Here is a 21,618-nt window from a genome sequence, read left to right on the forward strand (position 1 = left end):
AATCGCAGCGGATTGCTTCGCGCGATAATTTCGCTACCAAGGCTTCGACATTGGCGACGGGGTCGCTGCATTTGATCTGACACGCCACAACCGGCGTGCGACGGAACGGAGAATGACATGTGCGGGATTGTGGGTATCGTCGGGCAGCAGCCGGTCTCGGAGCGGCTGGTCGATGCGTTGAAGCGCCTGGAATACCGGGGATACGATTCGGCCGGCGTCGCAACAATCGAGGGTGGAGCGCTTGACCGCCGCCGCGCCGAGGGCAAGCTCGTCAATCTCGAGACGAGGCTGAAAGAGGAGCCCCTGGCCGGCACCATCGGCATCGCCCACACGCGCTGGGCGACCCACGGAGCTCCAACCGAACGCAATGCCCATCCGCATTTCACTGATGGCGTCGCCGTCGTTCACAACGGCATCATCGAGAATTTTGCCGAGTTGAAGGACGAGCTTTCGGAGTCGGGTGCCGAATTCCAGACGGAGACCGATACCGAGGTCGTCGCCCAGCTCCTGGCGAGATTTCGCCGCGACGGCCTGGGACGGCGCGAGGCGATGCATGCGATGCTGAAGCGGGTGAGGGGCGCCTATGCACTCGCTATTCTTTTCGAAGACGATCCATCGACGATCATGGCGGCCCGCAACGGCCCGCCGCTGGCGATCGGTCATGGCAACGGCGAGATGTTCCTCGGCTCCGATGCCATCGCCCTGGCGCCCTTCACCAATGAAATCACCTATCTGATCGACGGCGACTGGGCGGTGATCGGCAAGACCGGCGTCCATATCTTCGACATGGACGGCAACGTCGTCACGCGGCCGCGCCAGGTGTCCACGGCCGCCGCCTTTATGGTCGACAAGGGCAACCATCGCCATTTCATGGAGAAGGAAATATACGAGCAGCCGGAGGTCATCTCCCACGCGCTCAGCCATTACATCAACTTCATCGATAATCGGGTGCTGCCGGTTTCCGACGATATCGACTTCGCCAAGGTGCCAAGCCTGGCGATCTCCGCTTGCGGAACGGCTTACCTGGCCGGCCTGATCGGCAAATACTGGTTCGAGCGCTATGCGCGCCTGCCGGTCGAAATCGATGTCGCTTCCGAGTTCCGCTACCGCGAGATCCCGCTGTCGCCGCAGTCGGCCGCTCTCTTCATCTCGCAGTCGGGCGAGACCGCCGATACGCTTGCCTCGCTGCGCTACTGCAAGGAGCACGGCTTGAAGATCGGCGCCGTCGTCAACACGCGCGAATCGACCATCGCGCGGGAGTCCGACGCCGTCTTCCCGATCCTCGCCGGACCCGAAATCGGTGTCGCCTCGACCAAGGCCTTCACCTGCCAGCTCGCCGTCCTGGCTGCCCTCGCGGTCAGTGCGGGCAGGGCGCGCGGCACCGTCAGCGAGCAGGAAGAACAGGCGCTGGTGAGAAGCCTTGCGGAAATGCCGCGCCTCATGGGGCAGGTGCTCAACAGCATCCATCCGAAGATCGAATTCCTGTCGCGCGAATTGTCGAAATGCCGTGACGTGCTTTATCTCGGCCGTGGCACGAGTTTCCCACTCGCCATGGAAGGCGCCCTGAAGCTCAAGGAGATTTCCTACATCCACGCGGAAGGCTATGCGGCCGGCGAACTGAAGCACGGGCCGATCGCGCTGATCGACGAGAACATGCCCGTCATCGTCATTGCGCCGCATGACCGCTTCTTCGACAAGACCGTCTCAAACATGCAGGAGGTGGCGGCGCGCGGCGGACGGATCATCCTGATCACCGACGAGAAGGGTGCTGCCGCATCGAAGCTCGACACGATGCACACGCTCGTGCTGCCGAATGTCGACGAGATCGTCGCGCCGATGATCTTCTCGCTGCCGGTCCAACTGCTCGCCTATCACACGGCGGTCTTCATGGGGACGGACGTCGATCAGCCGCGCAACCTGGCCAAATCGGTCACCGTGGAATGATCATCCGACCGGAAACCGATCGCGATCACGCGGCGATCCACGACGTGACGGCAGCGGCCTTCGCGGGACAGCCCTATGGCGATCAGACCGAGCCGCTGATCATCGACCGCCTGCGCGCCGAGGGCGCGTTGACGCTGTCCCTCGTCGCCGAGGAGCGTGGTGAGGTCATCGGCCACGTCGCATTCTCGCCCGTGACGATCACGCCCTTTGCGTCCGGCTGGTATGGGCTCGGTCCTCTGTCCGTGCGGCCGGATCGGCAAGGACGTGGTACGGGTAGCGCGCTCGTCCGACAAGGGCTGGATATGCTTCGAAATTTCGGTGCTTCCGGCTGCGTCTTGGCGGGAAATCCGGCTTTCTATGGTAGGTTTGGTTTCCGAAACGATCCCGCTCTTGTCTTTCCGGGTTGTGCGCCGCAATATTTTATGACGCTGGCCTTGTCCGAGGCGAAGGTTTCCGGCACGGTCAGCTACCATCCGGCATTCGGGCCGGTCTGAGGGTTTTGGTGGCATCAGCATGACGGAAGGTTCCAGAGGCGGCATGATCGCAGCTCGGTTACGCAACTACTTCCTCACGGGCCTGATCATCTGCGCGCCCGTGGCAATAACGGTCTGGCTGGTTCGCTCTTTCATCGAATGGGCCGACAGCTGGGTGAAGCCCTATCTGCCAAGCTTCTACAATCCGGATAACTACCTGCCGGTGGCAATTCCCGGCTTCGGCCTCCTCGTCGCCATCCTCGTGATCACCCTCGTCGGTTTCCTGACGGCGAACCTCGTTGGCCGCTCGATCATCAATTTCGGCGAGTCGCTGCTCGACCGCATGCCGCTCGTGCGGACGATCTACAAGTCGCTGAAGCAGATTTTTCAGACGGTGCTGCAGGATCAATCCTCCTCCTTCAAGAAGGCCGGGCTGATCGAATATCCCAGTCCCGGGCTTTGGTCGCTGGTCTTCATCGCGACCGACGTGAAGGGCGAGATCGCTGCCAAGTTCGACGAGCGCGGCATGGATATGGTGGCCGTGTTCCTGCCGCCGACGCCATTGCCGACCGCCGGCTTCCTGCTGTTCGTGCCGCGCGACAAGATTGTCCCGCTGCAGATGAGTGCCGAGGATGCGGCCAAGCTCCTGATTTCCGGCGGTCTCGTCACGCCAGACCATAAGCCGCTCGCCAACGCACCGCCACGGACCATCACGCAGCAGAAAAGGGCGTGACGCCCCTTCGCCCAATCCCAAATGTCAACCGGCGCGCAGGAAGCGGATCGCTTCGTCTCGCCGGTGGAGATAGAGCAGTGTCCTTAAAGCCTGTCCGCGCTCCGTCGTCAGGTCCGGGTCGCGCTCGATGAGATAGGCGGCGTCCTTCCGGGCGATCTCCAGAAGATCCCCATGCGCCTCGAGGCTGGCGATGCGAAATCCGGGCGTGCCGGATTGCCGCGTTCCGAGCAATTCGCCTTCGCCGCGCAGCTTCAGGTCCTCTTCGGCGATCACGAAGCCGTCCTCGGTATCGCGCAGGATCGAAAGGCGCGCGTGTCCCGCATCGCTCAGCGGTCCCTTGTAAAGCAGGATGCAGGTCGAAGCCTCGTCGCCGCGCCCGACGCGGCCGCGCAACTGGTGCAGCTGCGCAAGCCCGAAACGCTCCGCATGCTCGATCACCATGATCGTCGCATCGGGAACATCGACCCCGACCTCCACCACCGTCGTCGCCACCAGCACGCGAATCTCGCCATTCTTGAAGGCGAGCATGACAGCGTCCTTTTCCGGCCCTGCCATGCGGCCATGAACGAGTCCGACGTCCTTGCCGAAGCGTTGTACAAGGCTTTGGTACCGCTCGTCGGCGGACATGATATCCGTCTCCTCGGATTCCTCGACCAGCGGGCAGATCCAATAGGCCTTCTTGCCCTGGCTGAGTGCCGAATAGAGCCTGTCGACGATTTCGTCGGTGCGCTCGGTCGGGATAGTGACGGTTTGGATCGGCTTGCGCCCCGCGGGCTTCTCCGTCAGCTTCGAGACGTCCATGTCCCCAAACGCCGCCAGCACCAGCGTGCGCGGGATCGGCGTCGCCGTCATCACCAGCATGTGCGGGGAAATGCCCTTGGCCGTCAGCCGCAGCCGCTGGTGAACGCCGAAGCGATGCTGCTCATCGACAACGGCCAGCACGAGTTGCCGGTAACTGACGGCGTCCTGGAAGAGCGCGTGCGTGCCGATGACCATCTGGGTCTCGCCGGAGGCGATGCGCTCGACGATTGCGTCGCGTTCCTTGCCCTTCGTCCTGCCGGTCAAGACGTCGATCGTGAGGCCTGCCGGCGCCGCCATCTTCGCAAGCGTCGCATGGTGCTGCCGTGCGAGAATTTCCGTCGGCGCCATCAGCACGGCTTGGCCGCCGGATTCGACAGCCGCAAGCATCGCCATCAGCGCAACGGCGGTCTTGCCGGAACCGACATCGCCCTGCAACAGACGCAGCATGCGCTCGCTGCCGGACATGTCGGCAAGGATGTCCCCGACGGCGCCTGACTGGCTGGCCGTGAGAGAGAAGGGCAGGGCGGCGATGACCGGTCGACTCAACTTCCCTGTCGCGTGAACCGGGACTCCGGCAACTTTGCGTAAGCGCTGGCGCACCAGGGACAGCGATAGCTGGCCGGCCAGAAACTCGTCATAGGCGAGCCGCCGGCGCGCCGGTGCCTGCGGAGCGATATCGGTTTCGTCGCGCGGATGATGAAGGCGATGAAAACAGTCTTTCGCGCTCTCGAAGCCCTGCTGGCGCAGCAATGTCTCGTCCATCCACTCGGGCAGATCGGGAACCCGCGCCACCGCCGCTTCGATCGATTTGCGCAGCGGCCGCGGCGAGAGGCCGGCGGTCAGCCCGTAGACCGGTTCCACGAGCGGCAGGCTTTCGGCTTCGGCCGCTCGGACCATATAGTCCGGATGCACCATCGAGGCGCGTCCGTTGAACCAGTCCACCTTGCCGCTGACAATAACGGTCTCGTCGATCGGCAGGGCCTTCTCCAGCCAGTTTCCCTTGACCCGGAAGAAGGTGAGCGCCAACTCGCCGGTATCGTCGTGTAGGAAGACGCGATAGGGCACGTTCGGTCGGCCGCGCGGTGATGGCTGGTGCCGATCCACGCGGCCAGTAATGGTGACGATCGAGCCCTGCGGCGCATGGGCGATGCCGGGCTGCCGGCGCCGATCGATCAGCGAATGAGGAGCGTGAAACAGGAGATCGATCACGCGGCAGTCGTCGATCGACTCGCGTCCAAGCAGGCGGGCGTAAAGCTCGCCGGTCCTGGGGCCGATGCCAGGCAGGCTATCGAGCGGTGAAAACAGCGGATCGAGCAGGGCAGGGCGCATGGTCATGAAATTGCGACAAGAAATCCGGCATTGGCAAGGCTGACAAGCCGCTTTCCAGCGTTTATAGAGCCCGTGGACACGATCCGCCGTGGCGGCGGGTGGCAGGAAGGACGTTCCATGACCGGCATTTCGCGTACGAGCGCCGATCTTGATCCGCGTCGGCGCCGGATCCTCTTCCGCGCCTGGCATCGCGGTATTCGCGAGATGGACCTGATTCTCGGGCAATTCGCAGAGGCGGAGCTCTCCACGCTTTCCGATGCGGAATTGGATGAGCTCGAAACGATCATGGGCGAGGAAGACAACGACCTGGTTCGCTGGATCACCGGGGAACAGCCGCTGCCGGAGCGCTACGCGACGGACCTGTTTGCGCGCATAGCCGCCTACCGCCCGGATTTCCACCCCGTTCAGCGAGAGGCGGAATGAGTTCGACGATGATCCCTGGTCTTGACGCGAAGAGAATTCTTACGGCGACGCGGGAAGTGACGATCGGGCCCGTACCTTCGGGCGCCGAAGCGCTGATCCTCGCCGATCTGGCGCGGGCCGGCGCGCCGGTCGCCTATGTACTTTCCGACGGCCAGCGGATCGGCGATCTCGAGCAGGTGCTCGGCTTCGTGGCGCCCGACATTCCGGTCCTGACTTTGCCGGGTTGGGACTGTCTGCCCTACGATCGCGTTTCCCCGAGCGCCGATACGTCGGCGCGAAGACTGGCCGCGCTGAGCGCCCTGATCGCGCATCGGCACAAGCCGCACCCGGCGATCGTGCTGGTGACCGTCAATGCGGCCCTGCAGAAGATCTCGCCTCAGGACGTGATCGAAAGCCTCGCCTTCTCGGCCCGGCCCGGCAATCAAGTGCGCATGGACGATCTCGCCGCCCGGCTGGAGCGCAACGGTTTCGAGCGTGTGCCCACCGTGCGCGAGGTCGGCGAGTTTGCCGTGCGCGGCGGCATCCTAGATGTCTATGTGCCGGGAAGTGGCGAGCCGCTGCGTCTCGATTTCTTCGGCGATACGCTGGAGACGATCCGCTCCTTCGATCCGGCCAGCCAGCGCACGACCGGGCAGGTCCGCTCCCTCGATCTCAATCCGATGAGCGAAGTGTCGCTGACGCCCGAGACAATCAGCCATTTCCGCACGCAATATCTCTCCCTCTTCGGAGCCGCGACGCGTGACGACGCGCTTTATCAGGCGGTCTCCGAAGGACGGCGCTATGCCGGCATGGAGCATTGGCTGCCGCTCTTCTACGATCGGCTGGAAACGATCTTCGACTATCTCGAGAGTTTCCGGATCGTCACGGATCACCTGGCGCGCGAGGCGGCGGCGGAGCGCTCGAAGCTCATTCTCGACTACTATGAGGCGCGTCACGCTTCCGCATCACCCGGCAAGTCGCAGATATCCCAGGGCACGCCCTACAAGCCCGTGCCGCCGGAGCTGCTCTATCTCGGTGCGAAAAGCTTTGGCGCCGCGCTGACCGAGCGCAACGCCGTGCGTCTGTCGCCGTTTTCCGAACATGAGGGCGAGGCCCGTCAGGTCCTGACCATCGAAGCTCGGCAGGGCGTCCGCTGGGCGAAGACCGCCGGCGAAGCCGAGAGCGAGAACGACGGCACACGCGCCAATGTCTTCGATCAGGCCGTGAAACACATAGCCGAGAGGCGGGCGAAGGGCGCGAAGGTCGTCATTTCCGGCTGGACGGAGGGTTCGCTCGACCGCCTGCTTCAGGTGCTCGCCGAGCACGGCCTGGCCAACATCCGTCCGGTGAAGGCTCTCGCCGATCTGCGCTCGCTGAAGCCGGGCGAGGCAGCTTCCGCGGTTCTCAGCCTCGAATCAGGCTTCGAGGCCGGCGATCTGGTGGTCATCGGCGAGCAGGATATCCTCGGCGACCGTATGGTGCGCCGCTCGAAGCGCCGCAAGCGCGGCGCCGATTTCATCGCCGAGGTGACGGGCCTCGATGAGGGCAGCTACGTCGTCCATGCCGAACACGGCATCGGCCGCTTCGTCGGCCTGCGCACGATCGAGGCCGCCGGCGCGCCGCATGATTGCCTGGAGCTCGTCTACGCCGATGAGGCGAAGCTCTTTCTGCCGGTGGAAAACATTGAGCTTCTGTCGCGCTACGGGTCGGAGGGGACTGATGCGATCCTCGACAAGCTCGGCGGCGTCGCCTGGCAGGCGCGCAAGGCGAAGCTCAAGAAGCGGCTGCTCGACATGGCGGGCGGCCTCATTCGCATTGCCGCCGAGCGGCACACACGGCACGCGCCGGTCCTTGTCGCGCACGACGGCGTCTATGACGAATTCGCCGCGCGCTTCCCCTATGACGAGACCGAGGATCAGTTGAACTCGATCGAGGCGGTCCGGGACGATCTCGGCGGCGGCAGGCCGATGGATCGCCTCGTCTGCGGCGACGTTGGCTTCGGCAAGACCGAGGTGGCGCTGCGCGCGGCCTTCATCGCGGCGATGAACGGCGTGCAGGTCGCCGTGGTCGTGCCGACGACCTTGTTGTCGCGTCAGCATTTCAAGACGTTTTCGGACCGCTTCCGCGGGCTGCCGATCCGCATCCAGCAAGCCTCCCGCCTCGTCGGCTCGAAGGATCTGGCGCTGACGAAGAAGGAAGTCGCCGAAGGCAAGACGGATATCGTCGTCGGCACCCATGCGCTTCTCGGTTCCTCGATCAACTTCGCCAATCTGGGCCTGCTGATCATCGACGAGGAGCAACACTTCGGCGTCAAGCACAAGGAGCGCTTGAAGGAGCTGAAGACCGACGTTCATGTCCTGACGCTCTCGGCGACCCCCATTCCGCGCACCCTGCAGCTTGCGCTCACCGGCGTTCGCGAATTGTCGCTGATCACTACGCCGCCGGCCGACCGCATGGCGGTGCGCACCTTCATCTCGCCCTTCGACGCTCTGGTCATCCGCGAGACACTGATGCGCGAGCACTATCGCGGCGGCCAGAGCTTTTACGTCTGCCCGCGGCTCAGCGACCTGTCCGAGATCCACGATTTTCTGAAATCCGACGTGCCGGAGCTGAAGGTCGCCGTGGCGCACGGCCAGATGCCGGCAACCGAGCTCGAAGACATCATGAACGCCTTCTATGAGGGCCGTTATGACGTGCTTCTGTCGACGACGATCGTCGAGTCGGGTCTCGACGTGCCGACCGCCAACACGCTGATCGTGCACCGCGCCGATATGTTCGGTCTCGCCCAGCTCTACCAGCTTCGCGGTCGGGTCGGCCGCTCCAAGGTGCGCGCCTTCGCGCTCTTCACCCTTCCGGTCAACAAGACGCTGACGGGCCCGGCGGAGCGGCGCCTCAAGGTGCTGCAGTCGCTCGACACGCTCGGTGCCGGCTTCCAGCTCGCCAGCCACGACCTCGACATTCGCGGCGCCGGCAACCTGCTCGGCGAGGAGCAATCCGGACACATCAAGGAGGTCGGCTTCGAGCTCTACCAGCAGATGCTGGAAGAGGCGGTCGCCGAGCTCAAGGGTGAAGAGGAAATCCACGATTCCGGCTGGTCGCCGCAGATATCGGTCGGCACGCCGGTGATGATACCGGAAGTCTATGTGCCGGATCTCAACTTGAGGCTCGGGCTTTATCGTCGCCTCGGTGAGCTGACCGACCTCAAGGAAATCGACGGCTTCGGCGCCGAACTGATCGACCGTTTCGGCCCGCTGCCGATCGAAGTCCAGCATCTCTTGAAGATCGTCTACATCAAGGCGCTTTGCCGCACGGCCAATGTCGAGAAGCTGGATGCCGGGCCGAAGGGCGTCGTCGTCCAGTTCCGCAACAAGGAGTTTCCCAATCCGGCTGCCCTCGTCGGCCACATCGCCAAACAGGGGACGCTCGCCAAGATTAGGCTCGACCAGAGCATCTTCTTCCAGCGCGAACTCGTCACGCCGGACAAGCGCCTCGCCGGCGCGGCCATGGTGATGACCCAGCTTGCGACACTCGCGAAGGCAGCTTGAAACGTGGCGCCGGGATGCCGGCGCCACGACCCAAAATCGATTGAGCGGATCAGTGGGCTGGGCTGGCCGTCTTCATCTGTGCGATTTCGCGAAGTGCATTCGTCAGCACTTCGACGGATTGCGCTCCCATCACCGCATATTGCTGTTCGATGATGAAGCAGGGAACGCCGGTCACGCCGATCTCCCGGGCCATTTCGATTTCCTGCGTGACGGCGTCCTTGTCCGCATCCGAGGTGAAAAGCGCAGCGATGACGGGTCGGTCGAGGCCCGCCTGTTCGGCGATGTCGAGCAGAACGGCGTGATCGCCGACATTCTTGCCCTCCTCGAAATTCGCCTTGAAAAGCAGCCGTACGGTCTCGGCCTGGGCATCTGCGCCGCTGGTCGATGCCCAGCGGATAAGGCGATGTGCATCGAGCGTGTTCGGGCTGATTTTCACGGCATCGAAATCGAAGGCGATGCCAGCTTCCCGACCGAGGTCTTCCAGCATCTTGTGCGCCCGGTCGACGGCCTCTTGACCGCCGAGCTTTGCCGCAAGATGGCGTTTGTGGTCGACGCCTTCCGGCGGCAGATCGGGATTAAGTTGATAGGGACGCCACTGGATCGCGACATCAACTTCGCCCGCGACATTGGCGATCGCTTGGTCGAGACGGCTCTTGCCGAGATAGCACCACGGGCAGACGACGTCCGAGACGATATCGATATTGACGGTTTCCATGGCGTCGGCCTTTTTCTGTTTTTCTAAAGCAGCGACATAGGCCGACCAGCCGCTTCTTTCAATGCGTTACCAAAAGGGAACTATGGCACCTGCTGTGCGCGCTCATCCCACCAGGTCGGTAGTTGGTAGCCGTAGAGCGGCACGGCCGATGGGCGCCCGATATGCTTCCAGCGGGCAATCCATTGCGCATCCAGATGGTAGAGCGGCACGACATAGGCGTTATTGACCAGCAGCCGATCGTGGGCGCGCACGGCAGCGGTGAAATCTTCGGGGGTGCGCGCCTGCAGGATGTTGTTGATCAGCTTGTCGACGTCCTTGTCGGCAACGCCGGCGAAGTTCTCGCTGCCCTGTCTGTCCCGCGCCTGCGAGCCCCAGCGGCCGACCTGCTCCACGCCCGGCGACAGCGAGGAAGGATAGGACTTTATAATCACGTCGTAATCGAAGGATTGGCTGCGCAGCTGGTATTGAGAATCGTCGACCGTTCGGACGGTTGCGACGATGCCGAGCGGCGCGAGGAAGCGCTGATAGGCAAGCGCGATCTTCTCCTGGCCGGCGTTCTGGCTCATGATCTCGAAGGCAAGCGGCGTGCCCTTGTCATCGACCATCTTGCCGTCCTTGATCGAATAGCCGGCCTCGCGAAGTAGCGTCACCGCCTCGCGCAACACGTTGCGGTCGCGGCCGGAGCCGTCGGTGACCGGCAGCCGATAGGTTCCGTCGAGGATGGCGGGGTTGATTTTCTCTCTCACGTCTCCCAGCAGACCGAGCTCACGGTCGTCGGCGGCGGCGCCCAGGAAGGAGAGCGACGAGTTCTGCCAATAGCTCTGAGTTCGCGCATAGGCACCGTCGAACAGGTTCTTGTTGACCCATTCGAAGTCAAAGACGAGGGCGAGGCCCTGGCGAAGCTTGACGTTGTTGAACATCGGCCTGCGGGTGTTGAAGACGAAGCCGAGCATCCCGGACGGCGTTTTCGGCTTGAAGCTCTCCTTGATGACGTCGCCGGAGCGAACCGCGGGAAAATCATAGGCGCGCGCCCATTTGGTGGCGCTGCCTTCCGGATAGACATCGACCTCGCCCTTTTTGAAGGCTTCGAAAAGGGTGTTCTCCTGGAGGAAATACTCGACGGAAATCTCGTCGTAATTGTCGACGCCGACTTTCGACGGCAGGTCCTTGCCCCAATAGTCGGCATTGCGGCGATAGACGATCCGCTCGCCCGGCCTCACCTCGGCGACGCGATAGGGGCCGGAGCCGAGCGGCGGCTCGAGCGTGGTCCTGTCGAAGCCTTCGACGTTGATGGCGTGCTTCGGCAGCACCGGCGAAAGCGCCAGCAATAGCGGGAACTCGCGGTCGGCATCTTCCTTCAAAGTGAAGCGAACGCTGCGATCGCCGGTCTTCTCCATCTTGGCGACCTTCGACAAACGGTTGCTGAACGGCGCACGTCCCTTGTCGCGCAGCAATTCGAAGGTGAAGATCACGTCCTCGACGGTCACGGGCTGACCGTCGGCCCAGCGCGCCTTGGGATTGAGGTTGAACTGGATGAAGGTGCGGTCGTCGTCCCACTCGACCGATTCCGCAAGCAGTCCGTACATGGTGAAAGGCTCGTCCTGGGAGCGCTGCATCAGCGATTCGTAGACGAGGTTACCGAAACCCGGGTCCCACATTCCCCGCGCGGTCGTACGCATGCTCTTAAGGATGAAGGGGTTGAGGCTGTCGAATGTGCCAACCACTCCATAGGAGATCTTTCCGCCCTTCTTGACGTCCGGTTTGACGTAAGGGAAGTGCTTGAAATCGGCCGGCAGGGCCGGCTCGCCGTGCATGGAGATGGCGTGCACTGGGGCGGCGGCGGCTTCATTGGCCGATATGCTGGTCGCCAGAAGCATGACCAGGCCGGAAAGAACTGCGCGCAACTTCACCTCCCGTAGGATTGGACGGTCCGATTCCCGGCACGTTACCAATGCGCGGGGATATTTCCAACAAGGCAGCCGGGAAGACCCCTATACAGGGCCGCGGTGTCCTCCTCGCGTCTCGTGCGCAATATCCGCTGTCGCCGAGTACAAAAAATGCAAGGAAACACTGGATAAACGGCACGAGCCAATGTAACAGGTGTTTCCGGAATCGGGGCCATTCAAAAGCCTCAATTGGCCAACAGGACAACGGCGGCTGACGATACTCACCAGCGGAACGAACTGTTCCGTGGCCGGTTTTCAGGAGACGGAATCACAATGATCTTCAAGTCGAACTTCACCAAACGTGCGGGAATGGCAGCGCTGGCGCTCTCCGTAGCAGCAGCCGGCGCGCCGGGTATCGCCTCTGCGCAGCAGGGCAAGCCCCCGCAGGGTTGGTTCAAGGTTTGCACGAAGCAGGAGGATAACGACGTCTGCATCGTTCAGAACCTGCTCACCGCTAATAATGGTCAGCTTATCACCGCCGTCGGCCTTATCACCGTCTCCGGCAAGGTCAACCGCAAGGTTGTGCAGGTTTCCGTACCTTCCGCGCGCATGATCCCACCGGGCGTTCAGATGCAGATCGATGGCGGCAAGGGCGTCAAGCTCGACTACGCCATCTGCATGCCCGACAAGTGCGTTGCCGAGGCGCCTCTCTCCGACGCACTCATCGCCAACCTGAAGAAGGGCAATGAAGTCGTCTTCACGTCGGTCAATTTTCAGCGTGCTCCCAACCCGATCAAGATGACGCTGGAAGGCTTTACCGGCATTTTCGACGGCGAGCCGATCGAACAGTCGCAGCTTGAAGAGCGCCAGCGCCTGCTGCAGGAAGAAATGCAGAAGAAGGCGGAAGATGCGCGCAAGAAGCTGGAAGAGGCCCAGAAGGCTGCCAAGCAGCAGTAACTCTTGCGCTTCCGAGACGAAATGCGCCCGGTAGTTCGCCGGGCGTTTTTTATGGGAATCGGAGGCAGTTAAGAAAAGGTGCGAACGGTTCTCCGTCCGCACCTTGCGCATCCATGGGCCGGTCTGACTTCAGCTCGGCACGGAACCGAAGCCGCAATCGTCTAGTGGCGATAATCGGCCCTCGGCTTGTAATGCCCCACATCCGCCTTCTCGAACAAGGCGTCCACCTGCGCGTGGCGGATCGGTTGGTCGCTCTCGTCAGAGACGAGGTTCTGTTCCGAGACATAGGCGACATATTCGCTTTCGTCGTTCTCGGCGAACAGATGATAGAAGGGCTGGTCCTTGCTCGGCCGGATTTCCTGGGGAATTGAGTTCCACCATTCTTCGGTGTTCGCATATTCCGGATCGACGTCGAAGATGACGCCGCGAAACGGAAAGAACCGGTGGCGAACGATCTGCCCGATTTCGAATTTCGCGTTTCTTTGTTTCATGACGCAACACATCCTTTCAGACCAATATTTGGGTTGTCGCATGTGGAACATCAATAGGTGCCCGATCCTGCCGAAAAAGCCTTCCTGCTGTCGCATTTGAGAAAAGGCGGGCTTCGATCGAAGCCCGCCTTTCGCTCTCATCTCGAATGGACCAGCCTTGTCTGACGGACCGGTGGCCTCGCCATCAGACGGAATAGTACATGTCGTACTCGACCGGATGCGGGGTCATCTCGAAGCGCATGACTTCCTGCATCTTGAGCTCGATGAACGAGTCGATCTGGTCGTCGTCGAAGACGCCGCCGGCGGTCAGGAACTTGCGGTCCCTGTCGAGGCTTTCGAGGGCCTCGCGCAAGCTGCCGCAAACCGTCGGGATCTTCTTCAGTTCTTTCGGCGGCAGGTCGTAGAGATCCTTGTCCATCGCCTTGCCGGGATGCAGCTTGTTCTTGATGCCATCGAGGCCGGCCATCAGCATGGCGGCGAAGGCGAGATAGGGGTTGGCGGCCGGATCCGGGAAGCGGACTTCGACGCGCTTCGCCTTGGGGTTGCTGCCGAACGGAATGCGGCAGGAGGCCGAGCGGTTACGGGCCGAATAGGCAAGCAGAACCGGTGCCTCGTAGCCGGGGACGAGACGCTTGTAGGAGTTCGTCGACGGGTTGGTGAACGCGTTCAACGCCTTGGCGTGCTTGATGATGCCGCCGATGAAAAAGAGGCAGGTTTCTGAGAGGCCGGCGTATTCGTCACCGGCGAAAGTCGGCTTGCCGTCCTTCCAGATCGACAGGTGCACATGCATGCCCGAGCCGTTGTCGCCGAAAACCGGCTTCGGCATGAAGGTCGCGGTTTTGCCGTAGGCATTGGCAACCTGATGCACGACATACTTGTAGATCTGCATCTTGTCGGCGTTGCGAACGAGCGCGTCGAACTTGACGCCAAGCTCGTGCTGGGCGGCGGCCACTTCGTGGTGATGCTTCTCGACCGTGACGCCCATTTCGGCAAGCACCGTCAGCATTTCGGAACGCATGTCCTGGCAGCTGTCGACCGGCGGAACCGGGAAGTAGCCGCCCTTGATGCGCGGACGATGACCGAGGTTGCCGGTCTCGTAGTCCGTATCGTCGTTGGAGGGCAGTTCGGCGCTGTCGAGCTTGAAGCCGGTGTTGTACGGGTCGGCCTTGTATTTGACGTCGTCGAAGACGAAGAATTCAGCCTCGGGGCCGACGAAGACGGTGTCGCCAATGCCGGAGGCCTTGAGGTAGGCCTCGGCCTTCTTCGCCGTGCCGCGCGGATCGCGGTTGTAGGCCTCGCCGGAAACCGGATCGAGAATATCGCAGACGATGACCATGGTGGATTGCGCGAAGAACGGATCCATATGGGCCGTTTCCGGATCGGGCATCAGCACCATGTCGGACTCGTTGATCGCCTTCCAGCCGGCAATCGAAGAACCGTCGAACATGACGCCGTCGGCGAACATGTCCTCGTCGACCACAGCAATGTCCATCGTCACGTGCTGCAGTTTGCCCTTCGGGTCGGTAAAGCGCAGATCGACGAACTTGATGTCGTTGTCCTTGATCTGCTTCAGAATTTCACTGGCAGTCGTCATGGTTTGCAAATCCCCGTGTGAGATGACGCAGTTGGAAAATCGGGGCCGAGCGGCCCTCAGGATGGGATGGAGGTATCGGACGGACAGTCAATCAGATGGCGTCGAGGCCGGTTTCGCCGGTGCGGATTCGGATCACTTCCTCCACATTGGACACGAAAATTTTTCCATCGCCGATGCGGCCGGTCTGGGCGGCATTGCGGATGGCCTCGATTACGGCTTCCGCATTCTCGTCCGCCAACACGACTTCGACCTTCACCTTTGGCAGAAAATCGACGACGTATTCGGCGCCCCGGTAGAGCTCCGTGTGTCCCTTTTGCCGTCCGAAGCCCTTGGCTTCCGTGACGGTAATGCCTTGCAAACCGACTTCCTGAAGGGCTTCCTTCACTTCGTCGAGCTTGAAGGGCTTTATGATCGCTTCGATCTTTTTCATGAGAAAATTTCTCTCCGCTTCTCCCTGTAAAGCCGGGTCTCACCCGCTCGCCTTCCAGTATGCATGTAGTGTGCCAATTTTATAGAGGCATGATGCGAGGAGGGGGAATTTTCACCCGCTCAAGTCGAGTCCGCCCGGCACCGGCTCCCGGTTCTGCATGTTCTGCCTATTTTTTATGAAGATTCACCCACTGGAACGCATTATCCCCAAGCGATCGCCGCAGTTTCATGCGCAAAGCCCGTTATTTGAGCGCCATTCATAGGCAAATGATTAAAAAATGATCGTTATGCATTGTTCCCGCGCGCTCTTGTCTAGCGGGCCCGGGCGGGCTTAGATCAGGCCCATGCTCGACGCGCTTGAAAACATGCTGGTGACGCCGACCGAAATGGCGGAGATCGACAGGGGCGCAGCCGATTCCGGCATCGACAGCTTTTCGCTAATGCGCTCGGCGGGGATGGCGGTCTCGGCTGCCGCCCTCCGGCTGTTTCCGGCTGCCTCTCGCTTTGTCGTGCTCTGCGGCCCGGGCAACAATGGCGGCGACGGCTATGTCGCGGCAGAAGCTCTGGCCGAGAGCGGCGCGCAGGTTGTCTTGTACGCGCTGGGAGACCCCGACAAGTTGCGGGGTGACGCGGCCACGGCCCGCAGCGCCTGCCGGCTCGGGATCATGGACCTCGAGGCATATGAACCCACATCTGGCGACATTGTCGTCGATGCGCTGTTCGGGGCAGGTCTCGCGCGCGACCTGCCGGATGCGGCGCAAAAGCTCATCAAGCGGGTCGATGCGAGTGGGATCCCAGTTCTGGCGGTTGATCTGCCTTCCGGCATCGATGGGCGCACCGGCGAGGTGCGCGGCGCCAGTTTCACCGCCGCGCATACGGTCACTTTCATGGCGGCAAAGCCGGGGCATGTCCTGATGCCGGGGCGTGCGTTGCGCGGCACGCTCGAGGTTTTCGATATCGGCATTCCCGCTCGGCTTGTGGCCGCGAGGGCAGGCGAACTGCGGATCAATACGCCGGCCGTCTGGAGGCAATATGCCGACGGTCTCGAGGCTGGCACTCATAAATACAAGCGCGGCCACCTTGCCGTCCTTTCGGGAGGTCCGACGTTTACCGGCGCGGCGCGGCTTTCTGCGGCGGCCGGTCTGGTCGCAGGGGCAGGGCTGGTGACACTCGGCTCCCCACCGGAAGCGGTCGCCGTCAACGCTTCGCACCTGACGGCCGTCATGCTCAAGGAAATCGGCACTGCCGCCGATCTCGCCGGGTGGCTGCAGGACAAGCGGCTGAATACATTCGTGCTTGGTCCGGGTTTCGGCGTCGGCAAGAAGGCGAGGGACTTCGTCCTGATGCTGTGTGATCGGGCCCTGGTTCTCGATGCGGACGGGATGAGTTCCTTTCAGCAGGGCAGGGAAGAGCTGTTTGAAAAGATCGTGAAAAGCAGTGGCCAAGTCGTGATGACGCCGCACGAAGGCGAGTTTGCGCGGCTTTTCCCTGAGATCGCCGCCGATACCTCGTTCTCCAAGATCGAGAAGGCGCAGGCGGCGGCAAGGCTCAGCCATGCGGTGATCGTCTACAAGGGGCCGGATACGGTGGTGGCTGCGCCTTCCGGCCGTGCCGTTGTGAACAGGAATGCGCCGGCCTGGCTTGCCACTGCTGGATCGGGCGATGTGCTGGCCGGGATCATCGGCGCCCATCTGGCGCAAGGCTTGCCCGCCTTCGAAGCGGCCGCCGCTGCGGTCTGGCGCCACGGCGAGGCGGGCGTCCGCGCCGGCCGTACCGCGACGGCCGAAACGCTCGTCGAAAATATTCCGCCGCTCCCTTGAAGCGGCAATAGCGTTAGACTAGCCGCGCGTTCCCTTGGCGATCGGCTCCTGATAGGTGAAGCCCATGTCCCAGGGGAAATAGATCCAGGTATCCTGGCTCACTTCGGTGACGAAGGTGTCGACCATCGGGCGGCCCTTCGGCTTAGAGTATACCGCGGCGAAATGCGCCTTGGGTAGCATGGCACGGACTTCGGCGGCCGTCTTGCCCGTGTCGGTCAGGTCGTCGACGATCAGCACACCTTCGCCGCCGTCTCTGGCGATCTCTGGCGAGATGCCCTTTAGCAGCTTCATCTGCCCCTGCGTGTCGTAGTCGTGATAGGAGGCGATGCAGACGGTTTCGATCATGCGGATGTTGAGTTCCCGGCTGATGATTGCCGCCGGCACTAGGCCGCCCCGGGTGATGCACACCATTGCGCGCCATTCCTGTCCGTTGTCGGCCAGCCGCCAGGCGAGTGCACGCGCGTCGCGGTGGAATTGGTCCCAGGATACGGGGAAGGCTTTTTCGGGAAGAGACATGTGACGCGCTCCGATAACTGGTCGAATAGAAGCGCTCCGGCTGATTGGGAGTGACCCTCGGCGCTTCCGTGTTGGCGAATGCAATACTGGCAAGGAAGCCTGCAGCGCAAGGGCTTGCCTAATGCATGTTGCCCAAAAGTGTGCAGCGGTCTGGGATGACGACATGCATAGACAAGAACCTAAAGCGCGCCGCATGAATACGTTTGAGTGCGACGCGCCTTAGAGTCAGGACCCATAAACTGAGCGAAGGAGTCGCGTGACAGGTTCGAGCCTAGAGCGGCCTTTGTCCGTCGGTCGATGCGGCGGCGAAAACCGCCAACTGGGCGTCGAAAGCACGCTTGTATGCGGGCCGCGCTTCGCCACGGGCGACATAGGCGGAGAGGTTCGGATATTCCTCCAGTATCCCCGATCCTTTCAACCTGCGCAGCACCGTCACCATCAGCAGGTCACCGGCGCTGAACGCACCATCGAGCCATTCGGCATCGCCAAGGCGACTGGAAAGGCCACCCAGCCGTTTCCGGATGCTGTCCTCGAGAGAGCGCAGGCGCTGCTCGTACCAAGGCTCGTCGCGCTCGAGGATCTTGGCGAGGGCCCGGTCGAAGATCGGCGGCTCCACTGTGTTGAGCGCGGCAAACATCCATGTGATCGCGCGCGCCCGAGCATTCGCATCCTCGGGCAGCAGGCCCGCATGGCGCTCCGCGATATGGAACACGATCGCCCCCGACTCGAACAGGGCGAGATCGCCTTCTTCATAGGTCGGAATCTGCCCGAAAGGTTGAAGCGCGAGATGCGCGGGTTCCTTCATCGCTTTGAACGAAAGAAGACGAACCGCGTAAGACTGGCCCACTTCTTCGAGCGCCCAGCGAACGCGCATGTCACGCGCCAGACCCTTGCCGCCATCGGGCGACCGTTCGAAGGCGGTAATAGTAATAGTCATTGTTGTTCTCCATAGCTTGTCTGTCTTGAAGACGACTGGCTAAACGAGATTCCGACTCCCCATGCTCGAGATAGTCCTCGCGGTCAGTTCATCGTGGTTCTAATGCGGCAGGAGGACCTGCCGATGTCTGATCAAGTCTGGTTGCCCGTACTGCAGATGAGGTTGAGCCCGCTGCCGTCAAACTGCGTGCGGACCGAGTCCGAAAGCGAGTTGCATTCAAACCTGTTCACACGGCGCACTTAGGCCTTGGTTTTATGCATGTCGTCATCCCAAAACCGCTGCACACTTTTGGGCGACATGCATTAGCGGCCCTGGCGTAAGCGTGAGATCGCCTCGATCATCGCCACCACCTCGGTCTCGGCCGCGGCAAGCGCCGATTCCTCGCGCCCGCGGATCACGATATCGGTCGAGAAGCTCTTGCCATCGAATTTCGGATAGGAGCCGATGCTCGTTTCGGGATGGCGCTTTTGCACGTCGGTCAAGGGCGTGCCGATATCACCTTCGCCAAAGGGCGAGCGGACCGTTCGCGACAGGATCGGCGTCCCCGCCTGAAGGCTGGGCAATAGGCCGTCGAGCATCGCCTGGAACACTTGCGGCACGCCCGCCATGACATAGACATTGCCGATCTTGAAGCCGGGTGCGGTCGATACCGGATTGGCGATGTGATCCGCCCCGAGCGGCATGCGCGCCATCCGCTTGCGGGCCTCGGTGAACTCCATGCCGCGCCGCTCATACATTGCGCCGAGCAGTTCCATCGCCTTCGGATCGTGGACGCATTCGACCCCGAACGCCTTCGATATCGCGTCGGCGGTGATGTCGTCATGCGTCGGGCCGATGCCGCCGGAGGTGAAGACATGGTCGTAGCGTCCGCGCAGTGCATTGACGGCCTCGACGATTGCCTCTTCATCGTCGGCAACGATCCGTACCTCGCGCAGATCGATGCCGACCATGGTCAGCACGTCGGCCAGGTGGCCGATGTTCTTGTCCTTGGTCCGGCCGGAGAGAAGCTCGTCGCCGATGGCGAGCATGGCAGCGGTGACGATACTGGCACTGTTCATTTGCGCTCCGGAATGGTTCGGATCGTTCAACGCGATCTGCTTACTGTTGAACAAGACTGAAAGGTCTGTCGACCGGTCTCGTTCTGGCAATACATCCGTTTGATAGAACCTGCCGGCCGCGGCGATCAAGCGGAATTGCCAATATGTCGAAACGGCTCGTGCCAAAGGGAAGGTCGTCGTCGCAGTGAAGTGACCTCTGGAGCCAACAGGATCCAGGGATAAATGGGCATCACCACATTAAACGGGATGCCCGTATGACTTGTCGACGATCACCGGCGGCGAGGGCTCGCGCCAGTCGTCCGAGGTGGAACTCGACACTTTCAGGGCGCCCACGTCGCGCGGATAGCCGCCAAGCTGGCGGACTGATCAAATGAGCTAGTCCCCTGCGATTGCGGCCCCACTTTGGAGCCGCCTTTAGAATTGAAATTGTTCGGTAATCTTGGCTATAGGCGAACGCCGCGGAGCGCTCTTCAAAAATGGCACAACTATAGCCAATTTGTGTTAACATCGCGCCGTCCGGGTGGACATGCCACAGGCAAGGAGGAGCAGAACGGCCGTGCCGCAACGGCCAAACCGGGGGCAGGATGTCCCTGGAAATCCACGGGAGTGAAGAATGGCGCGGATCACTTATTCGATCGTTCAACACGACGGAGGCTGGGCCTATAAGGCCGCCGACGCGTATTCAGAGTCCTTTCCCAGTCGCGAGATGGCGCTGGCGGCCGCGAAAACTGCGGCGGCGGAACAGCAAGTCGGCGGCGACGATGAGGAAATCAGCTTCCAGGATGAGCAGGGAAACTGGCATTTCGAACACGCCGATGGAGGAGATCGACCTGAAGCAACCGTCGAGGATGGCTGAGAGTGTCGTAGGGGCATTTGCCTGCGGACCTATGTTTCGCCCCTAAAAGCCAGGCCGTCCACGGACGCAAGCGACAGCGCGACGGAGGATATCTATGCACTACAGCGTTCAGATCTTCACCTGGACCGCTCGGGAGGGCGTACACCAGGTCGGATCGGTCATTGAAGTCGATGCACCCAATCCGAAGGCGGCTGCAGTATCGCTGCTCGGGTTACGGCTCGAAGACGACGGCGAGTCGTCGAAACTGGCAGTCCGGGTCTGGCGCGGCGAAGACGCCCAGAAGGCCGATTGCGATTGTTTCTTTTATCACTGAGACGACCGCGCACGGCTTGTTTCCGTGAATGAAAAGGCAAGCCTCGGCATTCGCGTGTATGGCGAATGTGGGAAGCGATGTGCTGCGGATTCACGTCGAGAATGGATGTGTCTCAGCGCTGTTTTCGCGCAAGCATGCCTATCCAACCCGCCCGGTGCCCAGGCATGTCCCGGGCGCGCAGTTCCGCCTGGCGCGCTTCGATCGCGCTTGCGAAGGCATCCTTCATGGCGTCGATGACGCGCCGCTTCTCGGCGAGATCCTCGCTGTCGATCGAAACCTGCTGCGTCATGCCGGCCTCCTTTGTGCGAGGGAATTTTCGATGAACGAGCGTCCGGCGATCAGGAGCACGAGCTCGTCCCTAGTGCCGGCCTGGTACTCTTCGATCAGCATTCGGCCATATCGCTGCGCCTGTGCGCTATTGCGCGACCACCGATATTCGTCACACAACCGGTCGTAGACGCGCTGAAGCGCGTCGAGGTCTTCCGGCAACAAAGCTGTGCTGCTGGACGCTCGCAATGGACGCACGCCGATCCCCTCTGCCATCGAATGTTAGGACAGTCTTGCGGTCAATACATTGCCAGCAACACGCAAGGATTGAACCCCTGGCGAATCAGGGGTTCGTGTGATTTTCTTTGTCAAGGGGGCGTGATGGGAGAGGGATGGCTACCCTCATAGTGCGGCACGGACAACCTGCGTAGGGCGGCTCGACTTTTCGGACTTTGCGAGCGACACTCGCCTGGGCAACGGTCTCTGAACAAACACTAGAGCACGTCCGTTGAAGACGGAGTCGGGCTGAGGATTCCCTTCTTGTGAGTTCGG

20 protein-coding genes are annotated in these 21,618 nt (G+C 61.8%); 9 read left to right on the plus strand and 11 right to left on the minus strand.

The genetic code is table 11. The annotated features are described in order from the left end of the window. Positions 1–117 precede the first annotated feature (117 nt). Genes glmS through CO676_RS20205 form a run of 3 tightly spaced genes read left to right on the plus strand, consistent with a single transcriptional unit; the run spans position 118 to position 3,150 of the window. The gene (glmS, locus tag CO676_RS20195; protein ID WP_097522373.1) at positions 118–1,944 is read left to right on the plus strand and encodes a glutamine--fructose-6-phosphate transaminase (isomerizing); all 1,827 of its coding nucleotides are present in this window, start codon (positions 118–120) and stop codon (positions 1,942–1,944) included. After that, the gene (locus CO676_RS20200) at positions 1,941–2,438 is read left to right on the plus strand and encodes an N-acetyltransferase (protein WP_097522374.1); all 498 of its coding nucleotides are present in this window, start codon (positions 1,941–1,943) and stop codon (positions 2,436–2,438) included. Before glmS ends, CO676_RS20200 begins: the two co-directional genes overlap by 4 nt. A gap of 19 nt (positions 2,439–2,457) precedes the next feature. Further along, positions 2,458–3,150 (plus strand): DUF502 domain-containing protein, encoded by a 693-nt coding sequence (locus CO676_RS20205; protein ID WP_041414376.1) that lies wholly within the window; start codon positions 2,458–2,460, stop codon positions 3,148–3,150. Between the two features lie 24 nt (positions 3,151–3,174). Here the strand turns inward: CO676_RS20205 and recG are convergent, their stop codons facing one another. After that, positions 3,175–5,280: an ATP-dependent DNA helicase RecG gene (gene recG, locus CO676_RS20210; protein WP_097522387.1), complete on the minus strand. Its 2,106-nt coding sequence runs from the start codon at positions 5,278–5,280 to the stop codon at positions 3,175–3,177. Positions 5,281–5,397: 117 nt separating this feature from the next. On the opposite strand from recG, the gene CO676_RS20215 reads away from it, so the two are divergent. Beyond that, positions 5,398–5,703, plus strand: a complete 306-nt coding sequence (locus CO676_RS20215) for a succinate dehydrogenase assembly factor 2 (RefSeq protein ID WP_041414377.1) — start codon at positions 5,398–5,400, stop codon at positions 5,701–5,703. Next, positions 5,700–9,227 carry a transcription-repair coupling factor gene (mfd, locus tag CO676_RS20220; protein WP_245424371.1) on the plus strand — a complete coding sequence of 1,176 codons (3,528 nt, stop codon included), beginning with the start codon at positions 5,700–5,702 and terminating at the stop codon, positions 9,225–9,227. Before CO676_RS20215 ends, mfd begins: the two co-directional genes overlap by 4 nt. A gap of 49 nt (positions 9,228–9,276) precedes the next feature. Here the strand turns inward: mfd and CO676_RS20225 are convergent, their stop codons facing one another. Together CO676_RS20225 and CO676_RS20230 are read right to left on the minus strand one after the other, a co-directional pair. Further along, positions 9,277–9,942, minus strand: a complete 666-nt coding sequence (locus CO676_RS20225) for a DsbA family oxidoreductase (RefSeq protein WP_097522375.1) — start codon at positions 9,940–9,942, stop codon at positions 9,277–9,279. Positions 9,943–10,022: 80 nt separating this feature from the next. Next, on the minus strand, positions 10,023–11,846 hold the full coding sequence (locus CO676_RS20230) for an extracellular solute-binding protein (protein WP_080605626.1): 1,824 nt from the start codon (positions 11,844–11,846) through the stop codon (positions 10,023–10,025). A gap of 315 nt (positions 11,847–12,161) precedes the next feature. Between CO676_RS20230 and CO676_RS20235 the strand changes: the two genes are divergently transcribed. Beyond that, complete coding sequence (locus CO676_RS20235; RefSeq protein WP_014764377.1) at positions 12,162–12,785, plus strand: invasion associated locus B family protein; 624 nt, start codon at positions 12,162–12,164, stop codon at positions 12,783–12,785. A gap of 161 nt (positions 12,786–12,946) precedes the next feature. On the opposite strand, the gene hspQ is transcribed toward CO676_RS20235, so the two are convergent. The 3 genes from hspQ to CO676_RS20250 all read right to left on the minus strand — a co-directional run bounded on the left by hspQ (position 12,947) and on the right by CO676_RS20250 (position 15,300). Further along, complete coding sequence (gene hspQ / locus CO676_RS20240) at positions 12,947–13,276, minus strand: heat shock protein HspQ (protein ID WP_014764378.1); 330 nt, start codon at positions 13,274–13,276, stop codon at positions 12,947–12,949. 184 nt (positions 13,277–13,460) lie between these two features. Continuing rightward, complete coding sequence (gene glnA / locus CO676_RS20245) at positions 13,461–14,870, minus strand: type I glutamate--ammonia ligase (RefSeq protein ID WP_014764379.1); 1,410 nt, start codon at positions 14,868–14,870, stop codon at positions 13,461–13,463. A gap of 91 nt (positions 14,871–14,961) precedes the next feature. Next, positions 14,962–15,300, minus strand: a complete 339-nt coding sequence (locus CO676_RS20250; RefSeq protein ID WP_003528058.1) for a P-II family nitrogen regulator — start codon at positions 15,298–15,300, stop codon at positions 14,962–14,964. 343 nt (positions 15,301–15,643) lie between these two features. On the opposite strand from CO676_RS20250, the gene CO676_RS20255 reads away from it, so the two are divergent. After that, a complete protein-coding gene (locus tag CO676_RS20255; RefSeq protein ID WP_097522376.1) occupies positions 15,644–17,119 on the plus strand; it encodes an NAD(P)H-hydrate dehydratase in 1,476 nt (491 codons plus the stop codon). 18 nt (positions 17,120–17,137) lie between these two features. Here the strand turns inward: CO676_RS20255 and gpt are convergent, their stop codons facing one another. From gpt to CO676_RS20270, 3 genes are all read right to left on the minus strand, one after another. Then, positions 17,138–17,635 carry a xanthine phosphoribosyltransferase gene (gpt, locus tag CO676_RS20260; RefSeq protein ID WP_097522377.1) on the minus strand — a complete coding sequence of 166 codons (498 nt, stop codon included), beginning with the start codon at positions 17,633–17,635 and terminating at the stop codon, positions 17,138–17,140. Positions 17,636–17,906: 271 nt separating this feature from the next. Next, positions 17,907–18,572 carry a glutathione S-transferase family protein gene (locus tag CO676_RS20265; protein ID WP_014764382.1) on the minus strand — a complete coding sequence of 222 codons (666 nt, stop codon included), beginning with the start codon at positions 18,570–18,572 and terminating at the stop codon, positions 17,907–17,909. Between the two features lie 302 nt (positions 18,573–18,874). Then, positions 18,875–19,630, minus strand: coding sequence for a competence/damage-inducible protein A (locus CO676_RS20270; protein ID WP_014764383.1), 756 nt, complete (start codon positions 19,628–19,630; stop codon positions 18,875–18,877). A gap of 613 nt (positions 19,631–20,243) precedes the next feature. Between CO676_RS20270 and CO676_RS20280 the strand changes: the two genes are divergently transcribed. Both CO676_RS20280 and CO676_RS20285 read left to right on the plus strand, forming a co-directional pair. Then, the gene (locus CO676_RS20280) at positions 20,244–20,486 is read left to right on the plus strand and encodes a DUF2188 domain-containing protein (protein WP_014764384.1); all 243 of its coding nucleotides are present in this window, start codon (positions 20,244–20,246) and stop codon (positions 20,484–20,486) included. A gap of 94 nt (positions 20,487–20,580) precedes the next feature. Further along, on the plus strand, positions 20,581–20,799 hold the full coding sequence (locus CO676_RS20285) for a hypothetical protein (protein ID WP_014764385.1): 219 nt from the start codon (positions 20,581–20,583) through the stop codon (positions 20,797–20,799). A 112-nt stretch (positions 20,800–20,911) separates the two neighbouring features. Here CO676_RS20285 and CO676_RS35340 read toward each other — a convergent pair whose 3' ends face one another. Then, the gene (locus CO676_RS35340) at positions 20,912–21,088 is read right to left on the minus strand and encodes a hypothetical protein (RefSeq protein ID WP_014764386.1); all 177 of its coding nucleotides are present in this window, start codon (positions 21,086–21,088) and stop codon (positions 20,912–20,914) included. Further along, the gene (locus tag CO676_RS20290) at positions 21,085–21,324 is read right to left on the minus strand and encodes a hypothetical protein (RefSeq protein WP_041415385.1); all 240 of its coding nucleotides are present in this window, start codon (positions 21,322–21,324) and stop codon (positions 21,085–21,087) included. Before CO676_RS20290 ends, CO676_RS35340 begins: the two co-directional genes overlap by 4 nt. Between the last annotated feature and the right edge of the window lie 294 nt (positions 21,325–21,618).

This window comes from Sinorhizobium sp. BJ1 (assembly GCF_002531555.1).
Lineage (GTDB): Bacteria > Pseudomonadota > Alphaproteobacteria > Rhizobiales > Rhizobiaceae > Sinorhizobium > Sinorhizobium fredii_B.

Coding starts and splice junctions, on each gene's coding strand:
- CO676_RS20285 (WP_014764385.1), top strand. CDS start 20,581: ATGCACTACAGCGTTCAGATCTTCACCTGGACCGCTCGGGAGGGCGTA.
- glmS (WP_097522373.1), top strand. CDS start 118: ATGTGCGGGATTGTGGGTATCGTCGGGCAGCAGCCGGTCTCGGAGCGG.
- CO676_RS20255 (WP_097522376.1), top strand. CDS start 15,644: ATGCTCGACGCGCTTGAAAACATGCTGGTGACGCCGACCGAAATGGCG.
- CO676_RS20250 (WP_003528058.1), bottom strand. CDS start 15,300: ATGAAAAAGATCGAAGCGATCATAAAGCCCTTCAAGCTCGACGAAGTG.
- mfd (WP_245424371.1), top strand. CDS start 5,700: ATGAGTTCGACGATGATCCCTGGTCTTGACGCGAAGAGAATTCTTACG.
- CO676_RS20235 (WP_014764377.1), top strand. CDS start 12,162: ATGATCTTCAAGTCGAACTTCACCAAACGTGCGGGAATGGCAGCGCTG.
- CO676_RS35340 (WP_014764386.1), bottom strand. CDS start 21,088: ATGACGCAGCAGGTTTCGATCGACAGCGAGGATCTCGCCGAGAAGCGG.
- gpt (WP_097522377.1), bottom strand. CDS start 17,635: ATGTCTCTTCCCGAAAAAGCCTTCCCCGTATCCTGGGACCAATTCCAC.
- CO676_RS20270 (WP_014764383.1), bottom strand. CDS start 19,630: ATGAACAGTGCCAGTATCGTCACCGCTGCCATGCTCGCCATCGGCGAC.
- CO676_RS20225 (WP_097522375.1), bottom strand. CDS start 9,942: ATGGAAACCGTCAATATCGATATCGTCTCGGACGTCGTCTGCCCGTGG.
- CO676_RS20265 (WP_014764382.1), bottom strand. CDS start 18,572: ATGACTATTACTATTACCGCCTTCGAACGGTCGCCCGATGGCGGCAAG.
- glnA (WP_014764379.1), bottom strand. CDS start 14,870: ATGACGACTGCCAGTGAAATTCTGAAGCAGATCAAGGACAACGACATC.
- CO676_RS20215 (WP_041414377.1), top strand. CDS start 5,398: ATGACCGGCATTTCGCGTACGAGCGCCGATCTTGATCCGCGTCGGCGC.
- CO676_RS20205 (WP_041414376.1), top strand. CDS start 2,458: ATGACGGAAGGTTCCAGAGGCGGCATGATCGCAGCTCGGTTACGCAAC.
- recG (WP_097522387.1), bottom strand. CDS start 5,280: ATGCGCCCTGCCCTGCTCGATCCGCTGTTTTCACCGCTCGATAGCCTG.
- CO676_RS20280 (WP_014764384.1), top strand. CDS start 20,244: ATGGCGCGGATCACTTATTCGATCGTTCAACACGACGGAGGCTGGGCC.
- CO676_RS20200 (WP_097522374.1), top strand. CDS start 1,941: ATGATCATCCGACCGGAAACCGATCGCGATCACGCGGCGATCCACGAC.
- hspQ (WP_014764378.1), bottom strand. CDS start 13,276: ATGAAACAAAGAAACGCGAAATTCGAAATCGGGCAGATCGTTCGCCAC.